Below are 19,976 nucleotides of genomic sequence, written 5' to 3' on the forward strand. Positions count from 1 at the left end.
CGCAGGTTCAAATCCTGTCCCCGCTACTGAAGGCCGAGGGCCGGAATCCGAAAGGATTCCGGCCCTCGGTGTTTTCCGGATTTCCACACCCTGGTTACTGCCCGTGAGCGAAGCGCACCGCTCCGCAGAGCAACTGACGCACCGTCAATACCCAGCAGTCACTTGCGGAGCGGGCAACTCGCCCGATTTAAGCCGGTCATGGCAGGTAAGTCCGCACGAAAAAGGTTAATGATCAAGCGGAATCGCTGGAATCCAAACCCCGGGTCTATTAACGTTCGATAACGCAGCGCGGTCGTCCCAGCCGTCACAGAAGGCGGCTCCGTGCGCACGCGCCGAATCCCGAAAGGGAACCGGGGAACCACCACTTGGGGTGAATCGGGCGTAAACCGCCGTGGAAGCACGGTTGTTATACGCGCGTAGGAGACCTTCCTGCTCCGAACCCGTCAGCTAACCCGGTAGGCGAGAAGGAAGGAAAGGAGTACGCCCACGTGGCGTCCAACCGGCCTGCCCCCGCGGCCCCGTTCGCGCGGAACCAGCGCGACACCGAGACTTTCGGCTACGGCGGTCAGCGCACCGACGAGGGCCCGTTCCAGGAGTGGAACCCCACCGAGGAATCCATCCGTCCCGTCCGTGGCCGGCATCGCGTCACCAAGCAGCGCGGCGGAGGTCTCGCCCGCAGCTCCACCGTCCTGGGCGTCGGCGTCATAGCCGCCGTGGGCGCCGGCGGCATGGCCAGCGCCCAGACCGGCAAGCCGCCGGTTTCCATCTCCGTGCCGGACCTGCCCTCGGTGGGTTCCCTCATCTCGGACGACGACACCCCCGCGGGCTCCGCGACTCCGCTCAGCAGCCTCGGCACGACGACCGTGGCCGACACCGAGGAGTCCTCCGGCGCCGGCGAGGCGCTGCGCGCCCGGATCATGGCCCAGGTCGAGCACCAGCAGGACCAGATCGACACCAAGGCCGCGCAGGACGCCGCCGACGCCGCCGAGAAGGCGGCCGCGGAAGCCGTCGCCAAGGCGGAGGAAGAGGCCAAGGCCAAGGCCGCCGAGGCCAAGAGGAAGGCGGAGGAGGAGGCCAAGAAGAAGGCCGAGGCCGAGCGGCTCGCCGCCCTCGCCAAGCAGTTCACGCTGCCGACCTCCTCGTACACCATCACCTCCAGCTTCGGCCAGGCCGGCGCCTACTGGTCCTCCGGCTACCACACCGGTCTCGACTTCGCCGCTCCCACGGGCACGCCGATCAAGGCGGTGCACAGCGGCACCATCACAGAGGCGGGCTGGAACGGCTCGTACGGCTACAAGACGGTCCTCACCCTCGATGACGGCACGGAGATCTGGTACGCGCACCAGTCCTCCATCGGCGTCAGCGTCGGCCAGAAGGTCAGCACGGGCGATGTCATCGGCCGCGTCGGCGCCACCGGCAATGTCACCGGTGCCCATCTGCACCTCGAAGTTCACTCCGGCGGTTCCGGCAGCGGGATCGACCCGATGGCGTGGCTGCGGGGCAAGGGCCTGAACCCGTAGGCGCCACAAGCCAGTCGAAACACCGGCAGCCCTGACGACGACCCCCCGACGTCAGGGCTGCCGGTCTCCGACGGTGCGCTTGCCCTGTATGCGGCGGGGGCGTTTACAGGACCTTTGCGTCTGACCCGGAATGAGCCGATCCGGCACGGCCGTTGACGAGAGGCATGACTTCTCTTCGCAAGCTCGGCTCCTCCGACCTCGAGATCTTCCCGCTCGCCCTCGGCGGCAACGTCTTCGGCTGGACCGCCGACGAAGCCCAGTCCTTCGCCGTGCTCGACGCGTACACCGCCGCCGGCGGCAACTTCGTCGACACCGCCGACGTCTACTCGGCGTGGGTCGACGGCAACCAGGGGGGCGAGTCCGAGACGGTCCTCGGCAAGTGGCTTCAGGCGCGCGGCAACCGCGCCGATGTCGTCGTCGCCACGAAGGTCAGCCAGCACCCCGAGTTCCAGGGCCTGTCGGCCGCCAACATCAAGGCCGCCGCGGACGCCTCGCTGAGCCGTCTGCGCACCGACTACATCGACCTCTACTACACCCACTTCGACCGGCCCGACGTGCCGGTGGAGGAGATCATCGGGGCGTTCGACGAGTTGGTGAAGGCCGGGAAGGTGCGGCACATCGCCGCCTCCAACATCTCGGCGGAACGGCTGCGGGCCTCCCTGGAGTTCTCCGACCGCGAGGGCCTCGCCCGCTATGTGGCGCTCCAGCCCCACTACAACCTGGTCTCCCGCGACACCTACGAGGGCGAGCTCCAGGACCTCGCCGAGCGCTCCGGCCTGGCGGCCGTCCCGTACTACGCGCTCGCGTCCGGCTTCCTCACCGGCAAGTACCGGCCCGGTACGGCCGTCGACAGCGCGCGGGCCGGCGGTGCCGCCAAGCACCTGGAGACCGAGCGGGGCCGCCGGGTCCTCGACGCCCTCGACGAGATAGCCGCGGCCCACGACGTCCCCGTCGCCACGGTCGCCCTGGCCTGGCTCGCGGCCCGGCCGACGGTGGCCGCGCCGATCGCGTCCGCACGGACGGTGGAACAGCTGCCGGCGCTGCTCGGTGTCGGGGAGCTCACGCTGACAGAGGCGGAGGTGAGCCGGCTCACGGAGGCCTCGGCCTGAGCGGCAGCCGCGGCCGGTGAGGCGGGGCTTCGGCCTGCCCGGTGAGCACGCGCGCCATCCGCTCCACCGGGGTACGTGCCCGGCTCCCGGGCGAGGCGAAACAGCCGCGCCGATCGGCCAGGCCCGGGGCCGGCGGTCGACCGGTCCTCGTTGCCGGCGGCAGCGCCTCGGCCCCGGGCCGGCGGATGCCTGGGCTCGTTGCCCGGGGTTGGGCTCGTTGCCCGGGGTTGTGGCCGACCGCCGTGGGCACGCGCCGCCGCAACCGGTCCGAGCGGCGCCACGGCCGCGCGCCCGGCACCGGACCGACCGACCGACGCCCGGCCTCGGGCGTCCCGGCACGCGCTGCCGCGACCGGCCTCGTTGCCCGCGGCAGCGTCCCGGCCCGGGCGCCACGGCCGCAGCGCCCGGCACCGGGCCAACGGACGCCAGGCCTCGTCGCCTGCGGGCTGTCGGCTGGCGTCTCCGCTACGACCGGTACGGGTTGTACGCGGGGTACGGCGTCGTCGGGGCGGAGTACTGCGTCGTCGGGTGGCCGTACCCGTATGCCCCGTACAGCGGCCAGGGCGGGGCCGCCACCGGTACGGGAGGGGCCGTGATCCGCGCCGCGTGGTCCAGCGCGGGGCGGGCGGCCTCCCGGCGCCGCCACAGTTCCTCCAGGAGCTCCCGCTCCCGTACGACGAAGTCGGCACCGGCGCGGCCGCGGCGGCCCCGGTGCCGCAGGAACGCCAGAGACGTCGCGTAGGACTCGTACTGCGCCACCGCCCGCGCCGCGGTCTTCCCCGCGTGGTCGCGGGCGTACTGGCGGGCGATCCGCCGGGCCCGCATCGAGCCGAGCGCGTACGGCTCGGCCGGAGTCAGCCAGCCGGCGACGGCGTACGCGGGCAGCTCCGCCCGTACGGTCCTCAGCTCCCGCTGCCGGGTCCAGATCACCAGCCACGTCAGCAGCCCGAAGATGGGCACCATGAACGCCGCGTACACGGCGAAGAACCCGTACTCGCCGAACGCCGACGAGCCGTTCCACATCGCGTGCATGCCCATCGCGAGCAGCAGCCCGGAGAGCGGGAAGGCGACGCGGCGGATGTGCTGGCGGTCCGCAGCGAGCGCGGAGATGCCGAAGCCGATGCCCGTGAGGACCGTGAAGAGCGGGTGCGCGAACGGCGACATGACGATCCGCACGAAGAAGGTCGCCGCCGTGACGGAGGCGATGCCCGTGTGCCCGGCGAGCTGGTCGGTGCCGAAGGCCATGCCCAGGTAGAGGATGTTCTCCGTGAACGCGAAGCCGGTGGCCGTGACGCCGGCTATGACGACTCCGTCGACGATGCCGGTGAAGTCACGCCGCCGGAAGAGGAAGACCAGTAAAACGGCCGCCGCCTTGGCCGACTCCTCGACCACCGGCGCGATGACGGTCGCGCCGAGCGTGTCCGCGCTCGTCGGGTCCGCGGTCGCCGTCGCTATCCACTGGGTCGCGAAGCTGTTGGCGACGATCGCTATCAGCGCCGCCGCGCAGGCGCCCCAGGCGAAGGAGAACAACAGGTTCCGCCAGGGGCCCGGTTCGACCCGGTCCAGCCAGCGGAACGCGGCTATGAGCAGGGGCACCGGAAGCACGGCCAGCCCGAGCCCGACCAGGAACCCCTCCGTGCCGGTCTCCTCGCGGACCAGGGCCAGGATGACGAGGCCGGAGATCACGAGGAGCGTGGACAGCGCGCCGTAGCGCACCCAGGCGCGCTGCCACCAGTGGGCGTGCCGCAGGCCGGCGGTGGAGGTGCCGGTGAGGGGCACGCCGTCGGCGGGACCGCTGGGGTACGACGGGTGTGGGGGGCAGGTGGCCACGGCATTGACCCTAACGACGGATGGGCGCTGTCCGCAGGCGGAAGAAACCGGGGGCGGTCAGGCGCCGGCGGGGGGCTGGTCCACGTGCTGTACGCGACGGAAGAGGAGGTCGTTCACGACATGTCCTTTGTCCAGTCCCTGGCCCTCGAAACGGGTCAGCGGACGGAAGTCGGGACGGGGCGCGAAACCGCCGTCCGCCTGCGTGTTCTCGAAGTCGGGGTGTGCGGTGAGGACCTCGAGCATCTGCTCGGCGTACGGCTCCCAGTCGGTGGCGCAGTGCACGGTCCCGCCGGGCTTGAGGCGGGTCGCGGCGAGGGTCAGGAAGTCGGGCTGGATGAGCCTGCGCTTGTGGTGCCGCTTCTTGGGCCAGGGGTCGGGGAAGTAGACGCGCAGGCCGTCGAGGGAGTCCGGGGCGAGCATCTCGCGGAGCAGGATGATCGCGTCGCCGTTCGCGACCCGGATGTTGGACATGCCGTTCCGGTCGGCGAGATTGAGCAGATTGCCCTGGCCGGGGGTGTGGACGTCGACGGCGAGGATGTTGGTGCGGGGGTCGGCGGCGGCCATCCGGGCGGTCGCCTCGCCCATGCCGAAGCCGATCTCCAGGACGACGGGGTTGTCGTTGCCGAACAGGTCGGCGAGGTCGAGCCCCGGGTGCCCGTCGATGTCCAGTCCCCACTTGGGCCACAACCGCTGCAGCGCGTCCGCCTGCCCCGCGGTCACCCGGCTCCGCCGCGGCTGAAAACTCCGGATCCGCCGCTCGAAGTGCGACCCGGCGGGATCGGCCTTCGGCCCGTCGGGAAAGCGCGGCTCACCCTTGGCCCGCGTGTGCCGGATGGACACACCGGGCGCGTGGTCGGGGTGCTCGCCACCGGGGGTGGTGGGCTGGGGGCTTTCGGGGGTGTTAACGGAGTCAGACACAGTGAGGCCGATTTTACGGCCCTCGCCTAGCTGCGGGCATGCGTGCCTCCCCCAGTGCCTTAAGGGCCTGGGAGGTGCCCCCAGGGCGGCACGGGTGGGCGCAGCGTCACCCCGCGCCGCCGGGCTGCGGCCCCACCCGCCCTCAGCACCGACGTCGAGCACCTGACAACCATCAGGGGCACAAGTCACAGCCCACTCAACGCCCTCCGCGCCACCTCCCGCCCGATCGGCAAGGACGCCGTAGCCGCAGGAGACGGCGCGTTCAGCACATGCACCGTGCGAGCCCCCTCGCGGATCAGGAAGTCGTCCACCAGCGTGCCGTCACGCAGCACGGCCTGGGCCCGTACTCCCGCCGCCGTCGGCACCAGGTCCTCCTCGGACACCCCGGGCAACAGCCTGCCCACCGCGTCCGTGAACGCCGCCTTGGACAGCGATCGCCGCAGCTCACCCGCCCCGTACCGCCAGTGCCGGCGCGCGATCCGCCAGGAGCCCGGCCAGGCCAGGGTCGACCCCAGCTCGCGCCAGCGGACCGTGCCCCAGCCGTACCCTTCGCGGGCCAGGGCCGGCACCGCGTTGGGCCCGACGTGCACACCGCCGTCGATGCCGCGCGTGAGATGCACCCCGAGGAACGGGAACGCCGGGTCGGGGACGGGGTAGACCAGGCCCCGTACGAGCTCCGGACGGGCGAGCTCGTAGTACTCGCCCCGGAACGGCACGATCTGGACGTCCGGGTCGTCCCCGGTCAGCCGGGCGATCTCGTCGCTGTACAGGCCCGCGCAGTTCACCAGGATCCGGCCGCGCACCACGTCCCCGGCCGAGGTGAGCGCGGCGACGCCCAGCTCGGGGCGGCGGTCGACGCGCACGACCCGGGTGCCGTAGCGGATCTCCGCGCCGGAGCCGTGGGCCAGCTGGCGGGCGACCGCGACGAAGTCGCAGATGCCGGTCGTGCCGACGTGTATGGCGGCGAGGCCCCGCACCTCCGGCTCGTACTCCGTGATCTGGGCCGCGCACAGCTCCCGCACCGGGATCCCGTTCTCCCGGCCGCGCTGCACGAGCGCGTGCAGACGGGGCAGCTCGGCGCGGTCGGTCGCGACGATCAGCTTGCCGGTGACGGAGTGCGCGATGCCGTACTCGGCGCAGAACTTGACCATCTCGGCGGCGCCCCGCACCGCGTAGCGCGCCTTGAGGGAGCCGGGGCGGTAGTAGACACCGCTGTGGATGACGCCGCTGTTGCGGCCGGTCTGGTGCCGGGCGGGGCCCGGTTCCTTCTCCAGCACCGTGACACGTGTGCCCGGTGCGGCGCGTGTGATCGCGTACGCCGTCGACAGACCGACGATCCCACCGCCGATCACCAGCACGTCACAGTCGTAGGCGAACCGCACGAGCACCACCTCCCACCTCGATAGTGCACTGCGCCACTGACATCGCCTTCAAACGCGCGGACGGCGGCGATCACGCCGCTCAGGCGGGAGCCACGAGCAGCGGCCGGGCACGCTCACGGAGCTCCACCACCCGCGGCTCGTCCCCGTACGGCTCCAGCCGGTGAAGAAGATCCTTCACGTACTCCGTGGTCCGGGCGGACGAGATACGTCCGGCGACCTCCACCGCCCGCACCCCCTGCTCGCACGCCGCGTCCAGGTTTCCCGACTCCAGTTCGGCCACGGCCGAGACGACGAGGCGCAGACCGTGCGAGCGGACGAACTCCTCCGTCGGCTTCGAGAGCGCCTGCTCGGTGAAGCGGCGGACCTGGCGGGGCGCCTTCAGATCGCGGTAGCACTCGGCCGCGTCGGCGGCGAAACGGTCGTAGGAGTAGAAGCCGAGCCAGCTCGGGTCGTTGTCGCCGGGACGGGCGCGCTCCAGCCAGCTCTCGGCCGCCTTCAGGGCGCCGCCGGCCGCCGGGGCGTCACTCGCGCGGGCGTGCGCGCGTGCCTCGACGAGGCGGAAGAAGCTCATGGTGCGGGCCGTCGCCAGTCCGCGGTTGCGTTCCAGGGCGGCCTGGGCGAGGTCGACGCCCTCGTCACCGAAGCCGCGGTAGGTGGCCTGGAGGGACATGGAGGCCAGGACGTAGCCCCCGAGGGGGACGTCCGCCGCCGCCCGGGCGAGGCGCAGGGCCTGGATGTAGTAGCGCTGGGCCGCTTCCTGCTGGCCGGTGTCGAAGGCCATCCAGCCCGCGAGCCGGGTGAGTTCCGCGGAGGCGCCGAAGAGGGCCCGGCCGACCTCGTCGGAGTAGGAGCCGAGCAGCAGGGGGGCGGCCTCCACCCTTAAGCACTCGGGGACCATCGACGAACGCCAGTCGCCGCCGCCGTACTTGGAGTCCCAGCGCCGCGCGTCCTCGGCGGCCTCCCGCAGCTTCTGCACATCGCTGTGGCCGACTTTGAGCGGTGCGCCGGAGCCCTCGCCGGGGCCCACGTCACGCGCGACCGAACTGTCGGCCGGGGTTATCAGCCATCGTGAGGCGGGCGTCGCGTAGGCGCTCACCGCGAACGATCCGGCCAGCGACTGCCAGATGCCGCCGGTTCCGGCCCGGCGGCCGGCGAGGTCGAGGCGGTACAGCTCCGTCGCGGACCGCACCGCCTGGCCGACGTCCCGCGGGAAGGCGAGGCCGACTTCGGGCGCGGGGTCCGCGTCCGCCAGGCCGATCTCGTGGAGCGGCACCGGGCGGCCGAGTTTCTGGCCGATGGCCGCGGCGATGAGGTGCGGCGCCGCACCCTGCGGCACCATGCCCTTCGACACCCAGCGCGCCACCGACGTCTTGTCGTAGCGAAGCGTCAGACCGCGCTGGGCGCCGAGGTCGTTGACCCGCCGCGCGAGGCCCGCGTTGCTGATTCCCGCGAGGGCGAGAACGGCGCCGAGTTTCTCGTTCGGCCCGCGTTGCTCCCTGGACATGAGCCACCCCTCGACACAGACGGCTGCCGGCACTGGCATAACCACGCGGCATTCGTAAACCCAGCGTAGTTCGCCGCATCCCAAGCGTTAAGGGGCATTGTTCCGGTTGGCGGGATTGTGGTCCGTACTGAAGTGCGGTTCAGATACGGGCTGTTGCGGCGTGCTCCCACTGTGTGGCCGTGCGCCTGCCCGTGCGCTCTTCTCCAGCCATCGCGGGAGCGGTTCCATGGTCATTGCGTGGGTCGGCCCGCTGTACTGGATCCAGTGGGCTGGGGGACACCGCCGCCTACATCCCCGCGGGCGGCGGAACGGTCCGGGAGGCGTGCTCCGTCTCCCGGACTGCGCGATCGGGTGGTGGTACGCCAAGCCTGTACGGAGCGTGTTCGACGCTGTCCGCGTAACGGCGATTTGGCTGAAAATCGACCCCGCCGGTCGTGGGGTATCAGGGCTCCGACCACGGTACTTGAGGGCGCATCGGGCGTATTCGGGGCGCGTGTTGAGGGCGCATTCGCGCCGCAGTCGCAGGCGAGACGTGTCGCTGGGGCGCCTTGCGTCCCGGCCGTCTTTGCTGTGCAGGGGGCGTTCGGGGCGGTGCGGGTGTCGCCGCCGGGGCGCATTCGACGGAGCGCAAGCGGCGTCGGGGCCCTCTGGAGTGCTTCCTTCATGGCAGCATGGTGAACCGGTTCGTACGGTGCACTGGTTGTCCACAGCCTGTGGAGGCGGCGATGCGGTGGTTGGTGGGATGGAGCAGCACCGCCGCGGGAGCACTCGCTGCCGGTTCGGCGGGGGCGACGGGGCAGGACGGCGAGACCGTGCACCCGGTGGGTTCCCAACTCCTGTGGGGCGACCCCGATCCGCTGTGGGCGGTCGGCGACTGGCGCCCCGACGAGGTGCGGGTCGTGAAGGCCGACGACCAGACCCGTATCGCGGTCCTCGGCATCTGCGGTGCCACCGACGAGCAGCTGCGCGTCGCGCTGTTCGCCGCGCGTGGCGGGGCACTTCGGCATCTCACCGCCTGGCCGGGGAGCTACACCGCGATCGTGCAGGTCGGCCGGAGGCTCACCGTCTGCGGCGATCTCGCGGGCGCGCGGCCGGTGTTCCACACGCCCTGGGCCGGCGGCACGGCGTACGCGACGGCCGCGCTGCCGCTGGCCGACCTCATCGAGGCCAACCTCGACTTCGGGCACCTCGCCGCGCTGCTGGCCGCCCCTGACGTACCCGCCGCGCTGCACGACTCCACGCCGTACGACGGCGTGAAGCGCATTCCGCCGGGGCATGCCCTGATCCTGCGCGCCGGTGCGCGGGAGATCGCCGGGTACGAGCCCGTCGCCTCGCTCGCGGTGGCGGCGCCTCCGGCCGACCCCGACAGCGCGGTCGACGCCGTGCGGGACGCGCTCGTGGAGGCCGTACGGACCCGGCTGTCCGCGCCGCGGCACGTCCCCGGGGCGGACATAGATCCCGGCCCCGTGCCCGGCATGGGACCCGCCGAGCGGCGTGCCGCGCGCGGGATGCCCGTCCCGGGCATCGGGGCGGACCTGTCCGGCGGGCCGGCCTCGGGGACGCTGGCGCTGCTCGCCTCGGGGCTGCCCGGGATGCCGGGCACGGTGCTGGGGCACGGCACCGGCGCGGGGGAGCGGCTGCTGGCGGTCACGTTCAACGACCTCGCCGTGGCGGGGCAGGAGGCCGAGCTGGAGCGGGCGGGCGCGCTGGCGGCGAACCCGAGGCTGCACCACGTGGTCGTGGCGGGCGACGAGGAGACCCTCCCCTACGCCGACCTGGACGGTCCGCTGACCGACGAACCCGGGCCGTGCCTGGTGTCGGCGGCCCGGCACCGGGCACGGCTGGCGTCCGGCAGCGCGGACCACTTCACGGGCTACGGGGCCCGTCAGGTCCTGGACGCCCATCCGGCCCGGCTGGCCGACCTGCTGATGGACCGTCGGCGGCGCCATCTCGTGCGGCCGGTCGCCGCGCTGGCCAAGGCGGACGGATCGGTGCTGGTTCCCGCGCGCGTGTACGCGGCGGCGCGACGGCTGTCCCGTACGCCGTACCGCTCGGGTGTCGAGTCCCTGGCCGAGCGTCTGCTCGACCACCGGCCGGACGACGGCCTCGACACGCCCGGCGGCGCGGTGGAGGCCTCGCTCGCCGCTCTGACCTGGGGCAGACCCGGGCCGGCCGCGCGCTGGCTGACCGGTGAGGCACTCGCTGAAGTATCGGTTCGCCTTCAGGCGTCCACGCACCGGTCGGAGCTGGTGGGGCCGGGGCAGCGGCCGGGTGACTTCCGCGCGCGTGCGGCGCTGGCGCGGCACGCGGCGGACCTGCGGGTGCTGGAGCAGGCCGCGGAGATCCGCTTCCAGCGGCTGCACGCGCCCTTCCTCGACAACCAGGTCGTGCGCGCGGCCCGGGCACTGCCCGAGGCGTTGCGGGTACGGCCGGGGGCACGGGCGGCGGTCCTGCGTACGGTGCTGGAGGGGGCCGGAGTACGGGAGCTGCCGCCCGGGTGGGGCGTCCCGACCCAGGCGACCGAGGCGGCCGCGGCCCGAACGGGCCTCAGAGTGGCGGCGGACTCCCTGGTCACCCTGTTCGACACGCCCCTCCTGGCGGAAGCGGGCCTGGTCGAGGCCCGAGTCGTCCGCAAGGCCCTGCGCTCCGCGGCGGCCGGCGAACCCCTCCCCCTCGACGGCCTCGCCGACCTGGTCTCCCTCGAACTCTGGCTCCGCCGCCTCCTGGCCCGCCGCGGCACCTGCTGGACGGGCACACCTGCCCGCCAACGAGCGGTACCGGCGGGAATCGCGCCGCAGAGGGGGGCGTTGGGGGCGGGGGCCGGAGGGCGGCGGGTGTGATCAATACAGCTGGGCGCAGGTGAATCTCGACTCCGCCCAGTCCGCCAGGGCCACGTTGTCCAGAGCGCCGCGCGGTTCCACGACCAGCCGTACGGTGCTGCGGCCGGCGAGGTTCACATGGACGGGGACGGCCGGGTCCCCGCCCTCGACCAGCCCGGACCGCCACAGCCGGACCCCGTCGGCGTAGACGGAGAAGTACACCTTGCCGATCCTCAGCGTCAGGTCGTCCACACCGACGAGCGCGTCGTACGAGGAGCAGGACCGGTTCAGGTCGATGGTGACGGAGGAGCGGCCATGCACGGTGACGCCGTGCGTGTAGCGCTGGTCACCGACCGACATGCCGTACCGCTTCCAGACCCAGCTGCTCGCCCCGATCCGCATCTCGGGCTCGGTGCCGTCACCGCTGATGTCGTACGACAGTTCGCTCCACTGGTAGACGGCCGGGGCGGGCGGCGCCTCGGTCGGGGGCGGTGTGGGCGTGGGTGCCGGGGGCGGTGTCGGCCTCGAGGGCGCGGGCGGCGGGGTGGGCTCCGGTGCCGGTGCCGGTGTCTCGGCCGAGGAGCGGGTGGGGCTCGGGCCGGTCCCGGGGGTGGTCGGCGTCGGCGCGGGTGTCTCGGCGCGCGCGGGCACGATTCCCGGGGGCCGCGGACCGGGCTCCCGCTGCGAGGGGGAGGGCGAGGGCGTGGGCTCGCCGGGCCGCACCACCGGTGACGTCGGGGAGGCCGGGGAAGGGGGAGCTGTCCTCGCTTCCTCCGTCGGCTTCTCGTTGCCGGCCAGGGCCATCACCACCGCGGCCACGACGCCCACGGCGACCACACCGGCCGCGACACCGGCCTTCAGGGGCGCGCCGATCCCCTCGGACGCCGCCGCACCGCCGCCGCTCCCCGCCCCACCGGACGAACCGGCGCCCGCACCCGCTCCCCCACCGGACGAACCGGCGCCCGCACCCGCTCCCGCGCCGGACGAGCCTCCGCCCGTCGTCGCGGCAGCACCCGCCGCACCGGCCGCTCCCGCCCCTCCGGCGATGAGCCCGGCCACCTTGGCGTACCCGGCGGCGCCGAACCAGCCGATGACGGCGACGGGTACGACGGCGGGGATGCCACCGGCCACTTCCGCGATCTGGCTCGCGGCCAGCCGGCACTTCGCGCACTCCTCCAGGTGCTTGCGCAGCCCGCGCTCGGCACGGGTGCGCAGTCGGCCGCGGGCGTAGGTGCCGAGCTGGTCGGCGTAGCGCGCGCACTCCTCGTCGCCGGTGAGCGTGGCGCTGACGTGGGCCTGGAGGTAGGCCTGCTTGAGGCCCTCACGGGCCCGGCTGGCGAGCACCCGCGTGCCGTTGGCGTCCAGGCCGAAGAGCGTGGCGACCTCGCTGGGAGACTCGTCCTCGACCTCGGTGTGCCAGAGCACGGCCTGCCACCGCTCGGGCAGCGACCGGAAGGCCTGCATGGCCATGGACCGCTCGGCGTGGTGCATGGCCCGTACGTCCGCGCCCAGTTCGAGCGTGTCGCCGTCGGACACGTCGGGCCCGTGCGCGGACTGGGCGGCGAAGACCGCGAAGTCGTCGACGAGCTGTTCCCGCCGCGCCGACCTCGTCCAGGAGGCGGCGACGCGTCGCACGGAGGTGAGCAGGTAGGCGCGGACGGCGTGCTGGGGACCGGAGCCGCCGCGCACCGCCTGGAGCATGCGGGCGAAGACCTCGGCGGTCAGGTCGTCCGCGGTGTACGCGTCACGGCAGCAGGTCCGGGCGTACCGGCGCACGGCCTGCGCATGGCGCCGGTACAGCTCCTCGTACGCCGTGTCGTCGCCCGACCGCATCCACTCGATGAGCTCGGCGTCGGCCGGCGGGAACTCACGAGGTGGCGGCAGGACGCTGTCCTCGTGCCGGTCGCGCTGTGCCGGGACGGAGCCCTCGGCGGGATGCCCGCCCGGCGGAACGCTCGCGCGCCCGCCCTGGCTCGGTACTTGCTCGTCCCGCCCGTCAACGCTCATCGCGGAAAGCCCCCGCCAGCCGCCCAACCCGTCCAGACCACCGGGTCAGAGTGCCACAGGGGCTCTGGGTCGGGACCCCGGAGTTCGGACGATCACTCATCCGTGGGGATTTATCGCACGTCGGTACTAGCCATCACCCATTCGGGGAAGGCTCCCCTTTTACTCCGGGTGCCTCCGGGTCCTGCGATTCACGGCCGCGAGCGCAGCCCCTCCAGCAGGATGTCCAGCAGCCGGGCCGAGGCGGCCGCCTGCTGAGCCGCGTCCGGCAGCGAGGGCGCGGCCGTCGCGATCACCAGCAGTACGTCCGACACCGACACGTCCGGCCGCAGCTCACCCGCCGCACGCGCCCGCTCCACGAGCTGACCCACGACCTCGAGCAGCGCCGCCGCCCCGGCGTCGTCCTCCGCGGCGAGAGCCGGTACCGCGGCCACCGCCACCGGCTCCTCCGGAACCAGCCGCAGCTCCGTCGTACCCGGCTGCGTCCGCTGCTGCGGCACCCGCGCCTGACCGGCACGGTCCTCCTCGACCGAGACCCGCAGCACCTGCGGCGGCAGCAGCCGCCCGGCACCGGAGGCCACCGACGTACGCAGGAAGCGCGACAGCGCCGACCACGGCTCGTCCTCCTGCCCGAGCGCCGCACGCGCCTGCTCGGTCAGCCGGGAGGTCTCCTCCTCGGCTATCCGCCGCACCAGGACGTCCTTGCTCGGGAACCGCCGGTACACCGTGCCCACACCGACCCGCGCGCGTCGCGCGACGTCCTCCATCGGCGCGCCGTACCCCAGCTCGCCGAAGACCTCACGCGCAGCACGCAGCACGTGCTCCAGATTGCGCTGTGCGTCCACGCGCAGCGGTGTCGTGCGCGGGCCGTCCCCGCGTCCGCCGCCCACCGCCGCGCTCAACGTCGCGCCACCCGCCGTAAGAGCGGACGCGGACGACCAATGAGAATCCTGAACATGCATACGCATTCCCCCGGTAATGACGTCTCCCCCCGGAGACTCCCCGCCATTCGATGCCGGGACGGGGGGAACGGCCCGGGTCCGCGGGCCCGCCCGTCGCGGACCCGGTGAGCGCTTCCCCCTACACCCCGTCGACACACGAACATAGTTGAGAGGGAGTCAATTCAGAAGGGGCAGGTTCCGCACGGAGCGCCCACCGATCGGAGTACGGGCCGTATACGTCCTGAATGTGCCCCTGCGCGCCCCCCGCGCCACCCCAGCTGACCTGCACGTTTCCTTCACGGCTTGTTAATCCGGCCAACTCCGCGCGCTCTTCCGCTCCGGTCACACAATTGGTCGAGGCTGTGGACAAACGCAAGCGACGGGTGCGTCATGGGATGGTGAAGGAACGTGCGCGCATTCTCGTTGTCGGTGGTGGCTACGTCGGGATGTACACGGCCCTGCGCCTGCAGCGCGGACTGAAACGGGAACTGGACCGGGACGAGGTGGAGATCACGGTCGTCACGCCCGACCCGTACATGACGTACCAGCCCTTCCTCCCCGAGGCCGCCGCCGGCGCCATCTCGCCCCGCCACGTCGTCGTGCCGCTGCGCCGCGTCCTCGACCGGTGCCACGTCGTCATCGGCGAGGCGACCGCCGTCGACCACGCGAAACGCACCGCCACCATCAGCACCCTCGCCACCGCGGAGGAGGGCACGGGCGGAGAGCGGCTCGCCTACGACGAACTCGTCCTCGCCCCCGGCTCCGTCTCGCGCACCCTGCCGGTCCCCGGCCTCGCCGACCACGGCATCGGCTTCAAGACCGTCGAGGAGGCCATCGGCCTGCGCAACCACGTCATCGAGCAGATGGACATCGCCTCCTCCACCCGCGACCCCGCGATCCGCGACGCGGCCCTCACCTTCGTCTTCGTCGGCGGCGGCTTCGCCGGTGTGGAGGCACTCGGCGAACTGGAGGACATGGCCCGCTACGCCGCGCGCTACTACCACAACATCCGGCCCGAGGACATGAAGTGGATCCTCGTCGAGGCCTCGGACCGCATCCTGCCCGAGGTCGGCGAGGAGATGGGCCGCTACACCGTCACCGAACTGCGCCGCCGCAACATCGACGTACGCCTGGGGACCCGCCTGGACTCCTGCGCGGACCGGGTGGCGGCCCTCAGCGACGGCGCCCGCTTCCCCACCCGTACGGTCGTCTGGACCGCCGGTGTGAAACCCCACCCGGTCCTCGCCGCCACCGACCTGCCCCGCAACGGCCGCGGCCGGCTCAAGTGCACGCCGGAACTGACGATCGAGGGCACCACGCACGCGTGGGCGGCGGGAGACGCCGCGGCGGTCCCCGACGTCACCGCGGAGAAACCGGGCAGCGAGTGCGCCCCGAACGCCCAGCACGCCGTCCGCCAGGCCCGGGTCCTCGGCGACAACATCGTGCACGCCCTGCGCGGCGAACCCCTCACCACCTACACCCACAAGTACGTCGGCTCGGTCGCCTCCCTGGGCCTGCACAAGGGCGTCGCCCACGTCTACGGACGCAAGCTCAAGGGCTACCCCGCCTGGTTCATGCACCGCGCCTACCACCTCAGCCGTGTGCCCACCTTCAACCGCAAGGCGCGCGTGCTCGCCGAATGGTCCCTGGCCGGACTGTTCAAACGGGAGATCGTCTCGCTGGGTTCACTCGAACACCCCCGGGCGGAGTTCGAACTCGCGGCCGGTGGAAAGCCTTCTCAAGACCCCCCGCACAACCCGAAGGGGTCGTCCTGACCGGACCCAGGAACTCCACCGGCCGGCCCGGCGTCTGACGGATGCCGGTCCGGCCCACGCACTGCCAGACTGGTCCACCACCGCGGGCGTGCCACGGCTCGCCCCGGTGCGGGCCCCCCGGGGCCCCGGCCGGTTCCGGTGCCGGCCGTCTACGACTACACGAGGCAAGGATTCGTGAACTTCACGCGCTGGAGCGCCCGGCTCCCCGGAACGCAGCGCCGCGCCGCAGCGCGGACCGAGCAGACGGCCTCCCCGGACCGGCGGGGGGACGGCTCCGTACCCGCCGCCCGCGTCGAACAGCTGACCGACGAGACACCGTCCGTACCCGCCGTCGACGAGCTGCGGGTACGCGAGGTCCTCGACCGCGTCCCCTCCCTCGTCGCCCTCGTCCACGGCCCCGACCACCGCATCGCCTACGTCAACGACGCCTACACGACCGCGTTCGGGATCCGCCCCCTGGGCGAACGCGCCCGTGAGGTCCTCCCGGAGCTGGACGCCCTCGGCCTGTTCCCCCTCCTGGACCAGGTCCAGCGCAGCGGCAAGCCCCGCACGGTGAAGTCCCGCAAGGCCCCCGACGGCCGCTCGTACACCTTCACCTGCACGCCGGTCGCCCAGGGCGACGGCGGCAGCGAGGGCCGCGGTGTCCTGGTCTTCGCCACCGACGTCACCGACCACGCCGAAGCCGCCGAACGCCTGCGCGCCAGCGAACGCCGCCAGCGCGAAACAGCGGTGACCCTGCAGAGATCCCTGCTCCCCCAGGAACTCGAAGAACCGGACGACCTGCGCATCGCCGCCACCTACCACCCCGGCGGCACGGAGGCCGCGGTCGGCGGCGACTGGTACGACGTGATCACCCTGGGCGGCGGCCGCACGGCCCTCGTCATCGGCGACGTCATGGGCCGCGGCGTCCGGGCAGCGGCGGTAATGGGCCAGCTCCGCACGGCGGTCCGCGCCTACGCCCGCCTCGACCTGCCCCCGCACGAGGTCCTGCAGCTCCTCGACGGCCTGGCAGCCGAGATCGACGCCAACCAGATCGCCACCTGCGCGTACGCGGTCCACGACCCGAACGAGGGCAAGCTGATCTACGCCTCGGCCGGCCACCTCCCCATCCTCGTCCGCGACGAGAACGGCACGGTCCTGCGCGCCGAGGAACCCACCGGCCCCCCGCTCGGCACCGGCGGCTGGATGCACTCCTCCGGCTCGATCCCCCTCAGCCCCGGCTCCACGGCCGTCCTCTACACGGACGGCCTGGTGGAGCGCCGGGACGCCGACCTCGACGAGGGCATCGCCGCCCTGGAGCGAGCCCTGGCAGGCGCCACCGGCACGCCCCAGGTCGTCTGCGACCGCCTGGTCCGCTCGGCGGGCGTCACACCCGACCACGACGACGACGTCGCCGTCCTGGTCCTCCAGCACCCCGCCCGCACAGGTGCGGAGGGCGAGCTCTTCCGCAACGCCGCCCTGGAACTCCTCGGCGGCGTGGAAGCGGCCCCACGCGCGCGTGCCTTCGCCTCCGGCGTCCTGACCAGCTGGCGCTTCCCCGCCGACCTGCACGACCTGGGCGTCCTGGCCACCAGCGAACTGGTCGCCAACTCCCTCCAGCACGGCACCCCGCCGATGCGTCTGCGCCTGCGCCGCACCGACCGCCGTCTGATCATCGAGGTCACCGACGGCGACGACCACCTCCCCAGGCGCCGCCGCGCGGAACCGGGCGACGAGTCGGGCCGAGGCATCGCGATCGTCGCCACCATCGCGTCGAACTGGGGCTGCAGACGCACCCCGGGCGGCGGCAAGGCGGTGTGGTGCGAATTCGCCCTGCCGCGCACCCAAACGCCCTAGCGGACGGGCAGCGGATCAGACGTCAGCGGAAACGGGCGCCCCACCCCGCGCCACGACCCGGCTCTTCACCAGCCACGGCTGATCCTGCGCCTCGGTCAGCTGCCGCCCCAACCGCACCGCGAGGACGGTGATCCCGAGCGAGAACAACAGGAACGCCACGATGTACGGCGCGTGCAGCGACGCCCCCAGCGGCCCGCCCACCGCCGGCCCGACGGCCAGCGCGAGCTGCTTCACCAGGGCGAAGGCCGAGTTGTACTGCCCGGCCATCCCCTCCGGCGCGAGATCCGCGACCAGCGGGGCCACGGTCGGCGACAGCATCGCCTCGCCCAGCCCGAACAACGCGTACGTCGAGACGAACGCCGCCGTCGCCATCTCCTGGCTCCCGTGCCCGAGCCCCGCGTACCCGGCGACGGCCCATGCCACGGCCCAGATCAGCCCTACGGCCGCGATCACCCGCGACCGCCTCCGCCGCTCCACGAACCGCAGCACGGCGAACTGCGCCACGACGATCATCAGGGTGTTCGCCGCCAGTGCCGTCCCCAGCGCCGACGTCGATATCCCGGCGGCCTCGACCCCGTACGCGCTCAGCCCCGACTCGAACTGCCCGTAGCAGGCGAAGAACAGCACGAAGCCCAGCACACACAGCTGCACCATCGCCCGATTGCCCAGCAGCTGCTTCCAGCTGCCCCGCCCCGACGCCACCGGCGCGCCTTCGATCCGCGGAGCATGCGGCATCCGCACGGTCACCATCACCACGACCAGCAGCAGGAACATCGCCGCCTCGATCGCGAAGAGAAGGGTGAAGGAGGCGGCACTGGTCGTGTCGACCAGATGACCACCGATGAGGCCACCGACACCGAGCCCGAGGTTCTGCAGGAAGAACTGAGTGGCGAACGCCCGCGACCGCGTCTCCGCCGACGAGCAGTCCACGATCATCGTCGCCAGCGCCGGCTGCATCACGGCCTGCCCGGCTCCCAGCAGGGAGGCCGACACCAGCACGGCAGCCGCACTGCTCGCGATCCCCAGACTCAGGGCACCTATGGCGGCGGTGATCAGGGCGACGAGCAACACCGGCAGCGGGCCACGCCGGACGATGGCCCGCCCGGCGAACGGCAGCACGACCAGCGCGGCCACAGCGAAGACGGCGAGCACGAGCCCCGCCGTCATGGCTCCCAGCCCTCGCACCTGCGCCACATAGACGTACAGGTACGGGACCGTGAAGCCGAGCCCGAACGCGCTGAGTGCGTTACCCACGTGAATCCGGCGCATCGCTGCGCCCATCGCCCTGGTCACGTTCACCTCTCTCACAAGTTAGGAGTGAAGACTTCGAAACTAAACTTCGAAGCTAAAGAGTACATACCCAAGGAGTTCAAGGCAAAGAACGTCCGTGCCATACTGCGGCCATGGGCGACACCCCCGGCCCCAGCGAGCCGACCCTCGAAGAACAGATCGCCGCGTACCAGCGCGAGTTCCAGGACCTCGACCCCCAGGTGGAGCAGATCGTCTCGGCCCTCTCCCGCCTGAACCGCCGCATGAACGTCGCCTACGGCCGTCAGACCTCGGCCCTCGGCATCAGCAACGCGGAGTGGGAGGTCCTCAAGGCCCTCGTCCTCTCCGGCGCTCCCTACCGTCTGGGCCCCAGCGACCTCGCCAAGCGCCTCGGTCTCACTCCGGCCGCCATGACCCACCGGATCGACCGCATGGTCGGCGAGGGGCTGGTTACCCGAGAGCGAGACGAGTCCAACCGCGTACGAGTCATCGTGGAGCTGACATCCGAGGGGCGTGAGAAGTGGCTGGAGGCAATGCGCCTGGCGACGGTCTTCGAGGAGGACCTGCTCCAGGACCTGTCCCCCGTCGAGCGGACCGCGCTCGGCGGCGTCCTCACCCGCCTGTTGCGCAGGGTGGAAGACGCCCAGCCGGACGCCGGCGGCCGCCTGTCAGACCTGGACTGACGTCCAAGCAAAAGATCTTGACAAGCGCCGCTTGACACCCCCCTGGCCGAACCGTAAAGTTCTTCGGGTTGCCGCGGAGCCGTAACGGTTCTGCGACGGCACTTCAGCCGCTCAAGCGGCACCCAACCACTAGCAAGATCGCTCCCAGCGGGGTTGATTTCGGCGTGCCCGAATTCAATTCGAATTGGGACTCGACGACCTGATCGACTCGACACCGACTCGATTTGGGAAATGGCGAGAGACCGCGCTAAGGTTGGACACGTCGGAACGGCCCAACAGCCGCAAAGACAACCCCCACTGACTGGGGATCAGGCCCGAAAGGATCTGATAGAGTCGGAACCGCCGGAAAGGGAAACGCGGAAGCGGGAACCTGGAAAGCACCGAGG

The 19,976-nt window shown here is 72.2% G+C and carries 13 protein-coding genes and 1 riboswitch; of the genes, 6 read left to right on the forward strand and 7 right to left on the reverse strand.

The genetic code is table 11. The features are described from left to right. Positions 1–320 precede the first annotated feature (320 nt). Positions 321–477, forward strand: a riboswitch (cyclic di-AMP (ydaO/yuaA leader). A gap of 11 nt (positions 478–488) precedes the next feature. Continuing rightward, positions 489–1,520: a M23 family metallopeptidase gene (locus ACWIF2_RS35070; protein ID WP_454364979.1), complete on the forward strand. Its 1,032-nt coding sequence runs from the start codon at positions 489–491 to the stop codon at positions 1,518–1,520. 164 nt (positions 1,521–1,684) lie between these two features. After that, the gene (locus ACWIF2_RS35075; RefSeq protein ID WP_454364981.1) at positions 1,685–2,629 is read left to right on the forward strand and encodes an aldo/keto reductase; all 945 of its coding nucleotides are present in this window, start codon (positions 1,685–1,687) and stop codon (positions 2,627–2,629) included. 465 nt (positions 2,630–3,094) lie between these two features. On the opposite strand, the gene ACWIF2_RS35080 is transcribed toward ACWIF2_RS35075, so the two are convergent. The 4 genes from ACWIF2_RS35080 to ACWIF2_RS35095 all read right to left on the reverse strand — a co-directional run bounded on the left by ACWIF2_RS35080 (position 3,095) and on the right by ACWIF2_RS35095 (position 8,263). Then, positions 3,095–4,459, reverse strand: a complete 1,365-nt coding sequence (locus ACWIF2_RS35080; protein ID WP_454364982.1) for a PrsW family intramembrane metalloprotease — start codon at positions 4,457–4,459, stop codon at positions 3,095–3,097. 57 nt (positions 4,460–4,516) lie between these two features. Next, positions 4,517–5,377, reverse strand: coding sequence for a tRNA (guanosine(46)-N7)-methyltransferase TrmB (gene trmB, locus ACWIF2_RS35085; RefSeq protein ID WP_454364983.1), 861 nt, complete (start codon positions 5,375–5,377; stop codon positions 4,517–4,519). Between the two features lie 185 nt (positions 5,378–5,562). Next, positions 5,563–6,768, reverse strand: coding sequence for an L-2-hydroxyglutarate oxidase (gene lhgO / locus ACWIF2_RS35090; RefSeq protein WP_454364985.1), 1,206 nt, complete (start codon positions 6,766–6,768; stop codon positions 5,563–5,565). 70 nt (positions 6,769–6,838) lie between these two features. Next, complete coding sequence (locus ACWIF2_RS35095) at positions 6,839–8,263, reverse strand: MFS transporter (RefSeq protein WP_215120504.1); 1,425 nt, start codon at positions 8,261–8,263, stop codon at positions 6,839–6,841. A 725-nt stretch (positions 8,264–8,988) separates the two neighbouring features. Here ACWIF2_RS35095 and ACWIF2_RS35100 point away from each other — a divergent pair. After that, complete coding sequence (locus ACWIF2_RS35100; protein ID WP_454364987.1) at positions 8,989–11,103, forward strand: asparagine synthase-related protein; 2,115 nt, start codon at positions 8,989–8,991, stop codon at positions 11,101–11,103. Here ACWIF2_RS35100 and ACWIF2_RS35105 read toward each other — a convergent pair whose 3' ends face one another. Both ACWIF2_RS35105 and ACWIF2_RS35110 read right to left on the reverse strand, forming a co-directional pair. Beyond that, entirely contained in the window at positions 11,104–13,089 is a 1,986-nt protein-coding gene (locus ACWIF2_RS35105; protein WP_454364989.1) for a sigma-70 family RNA polymerase sigma factor, read from the reverse strand. Positions 13,090–13,277: 188 nt separating this feature from the next. Further along, entirely contained in the window at positions 13,278–14,048 is a 771-nt protein-coding gene (locus tag ACWIF2_RS35110) for a TetR/AcrR family transcriptional regulator (protein WP_454364991.1), read from the reverse strand. Positions 14,049–14,422: 374 nt separating this feature from the next. On the opposite strand from ACWIF2_RS35110, the gene ACWIF2_RS35115 reads away from it, so the two are divergent. Both ACWIF2_RS35115 and ACWIF2_RS35120 read left to right on the forward strand, forming a co-directional pair. Continuing rightward, positions 14,423–15,802 (forward strand): NAD(P)/FAD-dependent oxidoreductase, encoded by a 1,380-nt coding sequence (locus tag ACWIF2_RS35115; RefSeq protein ID WP_454364992.1) that lies wholly within the window; start codon positions 14,423–14,425, stop codon positions 15,800–15,802. Between the two features lie 174 nt (positions 15,803–15,976). Next, complete coding sequence (locus ACWIF2_RS35120; RefSeq protein ID WP_454364994.1) at positions 15,977–17,638, forward strand: ATP-binding SpoIIE family protein phosphatase; 1,662 nt, start codon at positions 15,977–15,979, stop codon at positions 17,636–17,638. A gap of 15 nt (positions 17,639–17,653) precedes the next feature. On the opposite strand, the gene ACWIF2_RS35125 is transcribed toward ACWIF2_RS35120, so the two are convergent. Further along, positions 17,654–18,919, reverse strand: coding sequence for an MFS transporter (locus tag ACWIF2_RS35125; RefSeq protein ID WP_454364996.1), 1,266 nt, complete (start codon positions 18,917–18,919; stop codon positions 17,654–17,656). Between the two features lie 122 nt (positions 18,920–19,041). Here ACWIF2_RS35125 and ACWIF2_RS35130 point away from each other — a divergent pair, with 122 nt between their 5' ends. Further along, positions 19,042–19,590: a MarR family winged helix-turn-helix transcriptional regulator gene (locus tag ACWIF2_RS35130; RefSeq protein WP_261683535.1), complete on the forward strand. Its 549-nt coding sequence runs from the start codon at positions 19,042–19,044 to the stop codon at positions 19,588–19,590. Positions 19,591–19,976: the final 386 nt, after the last annotated feature.

Source organism: Streptomyces sp. NPDC055506, assembly GCF_053643595.1.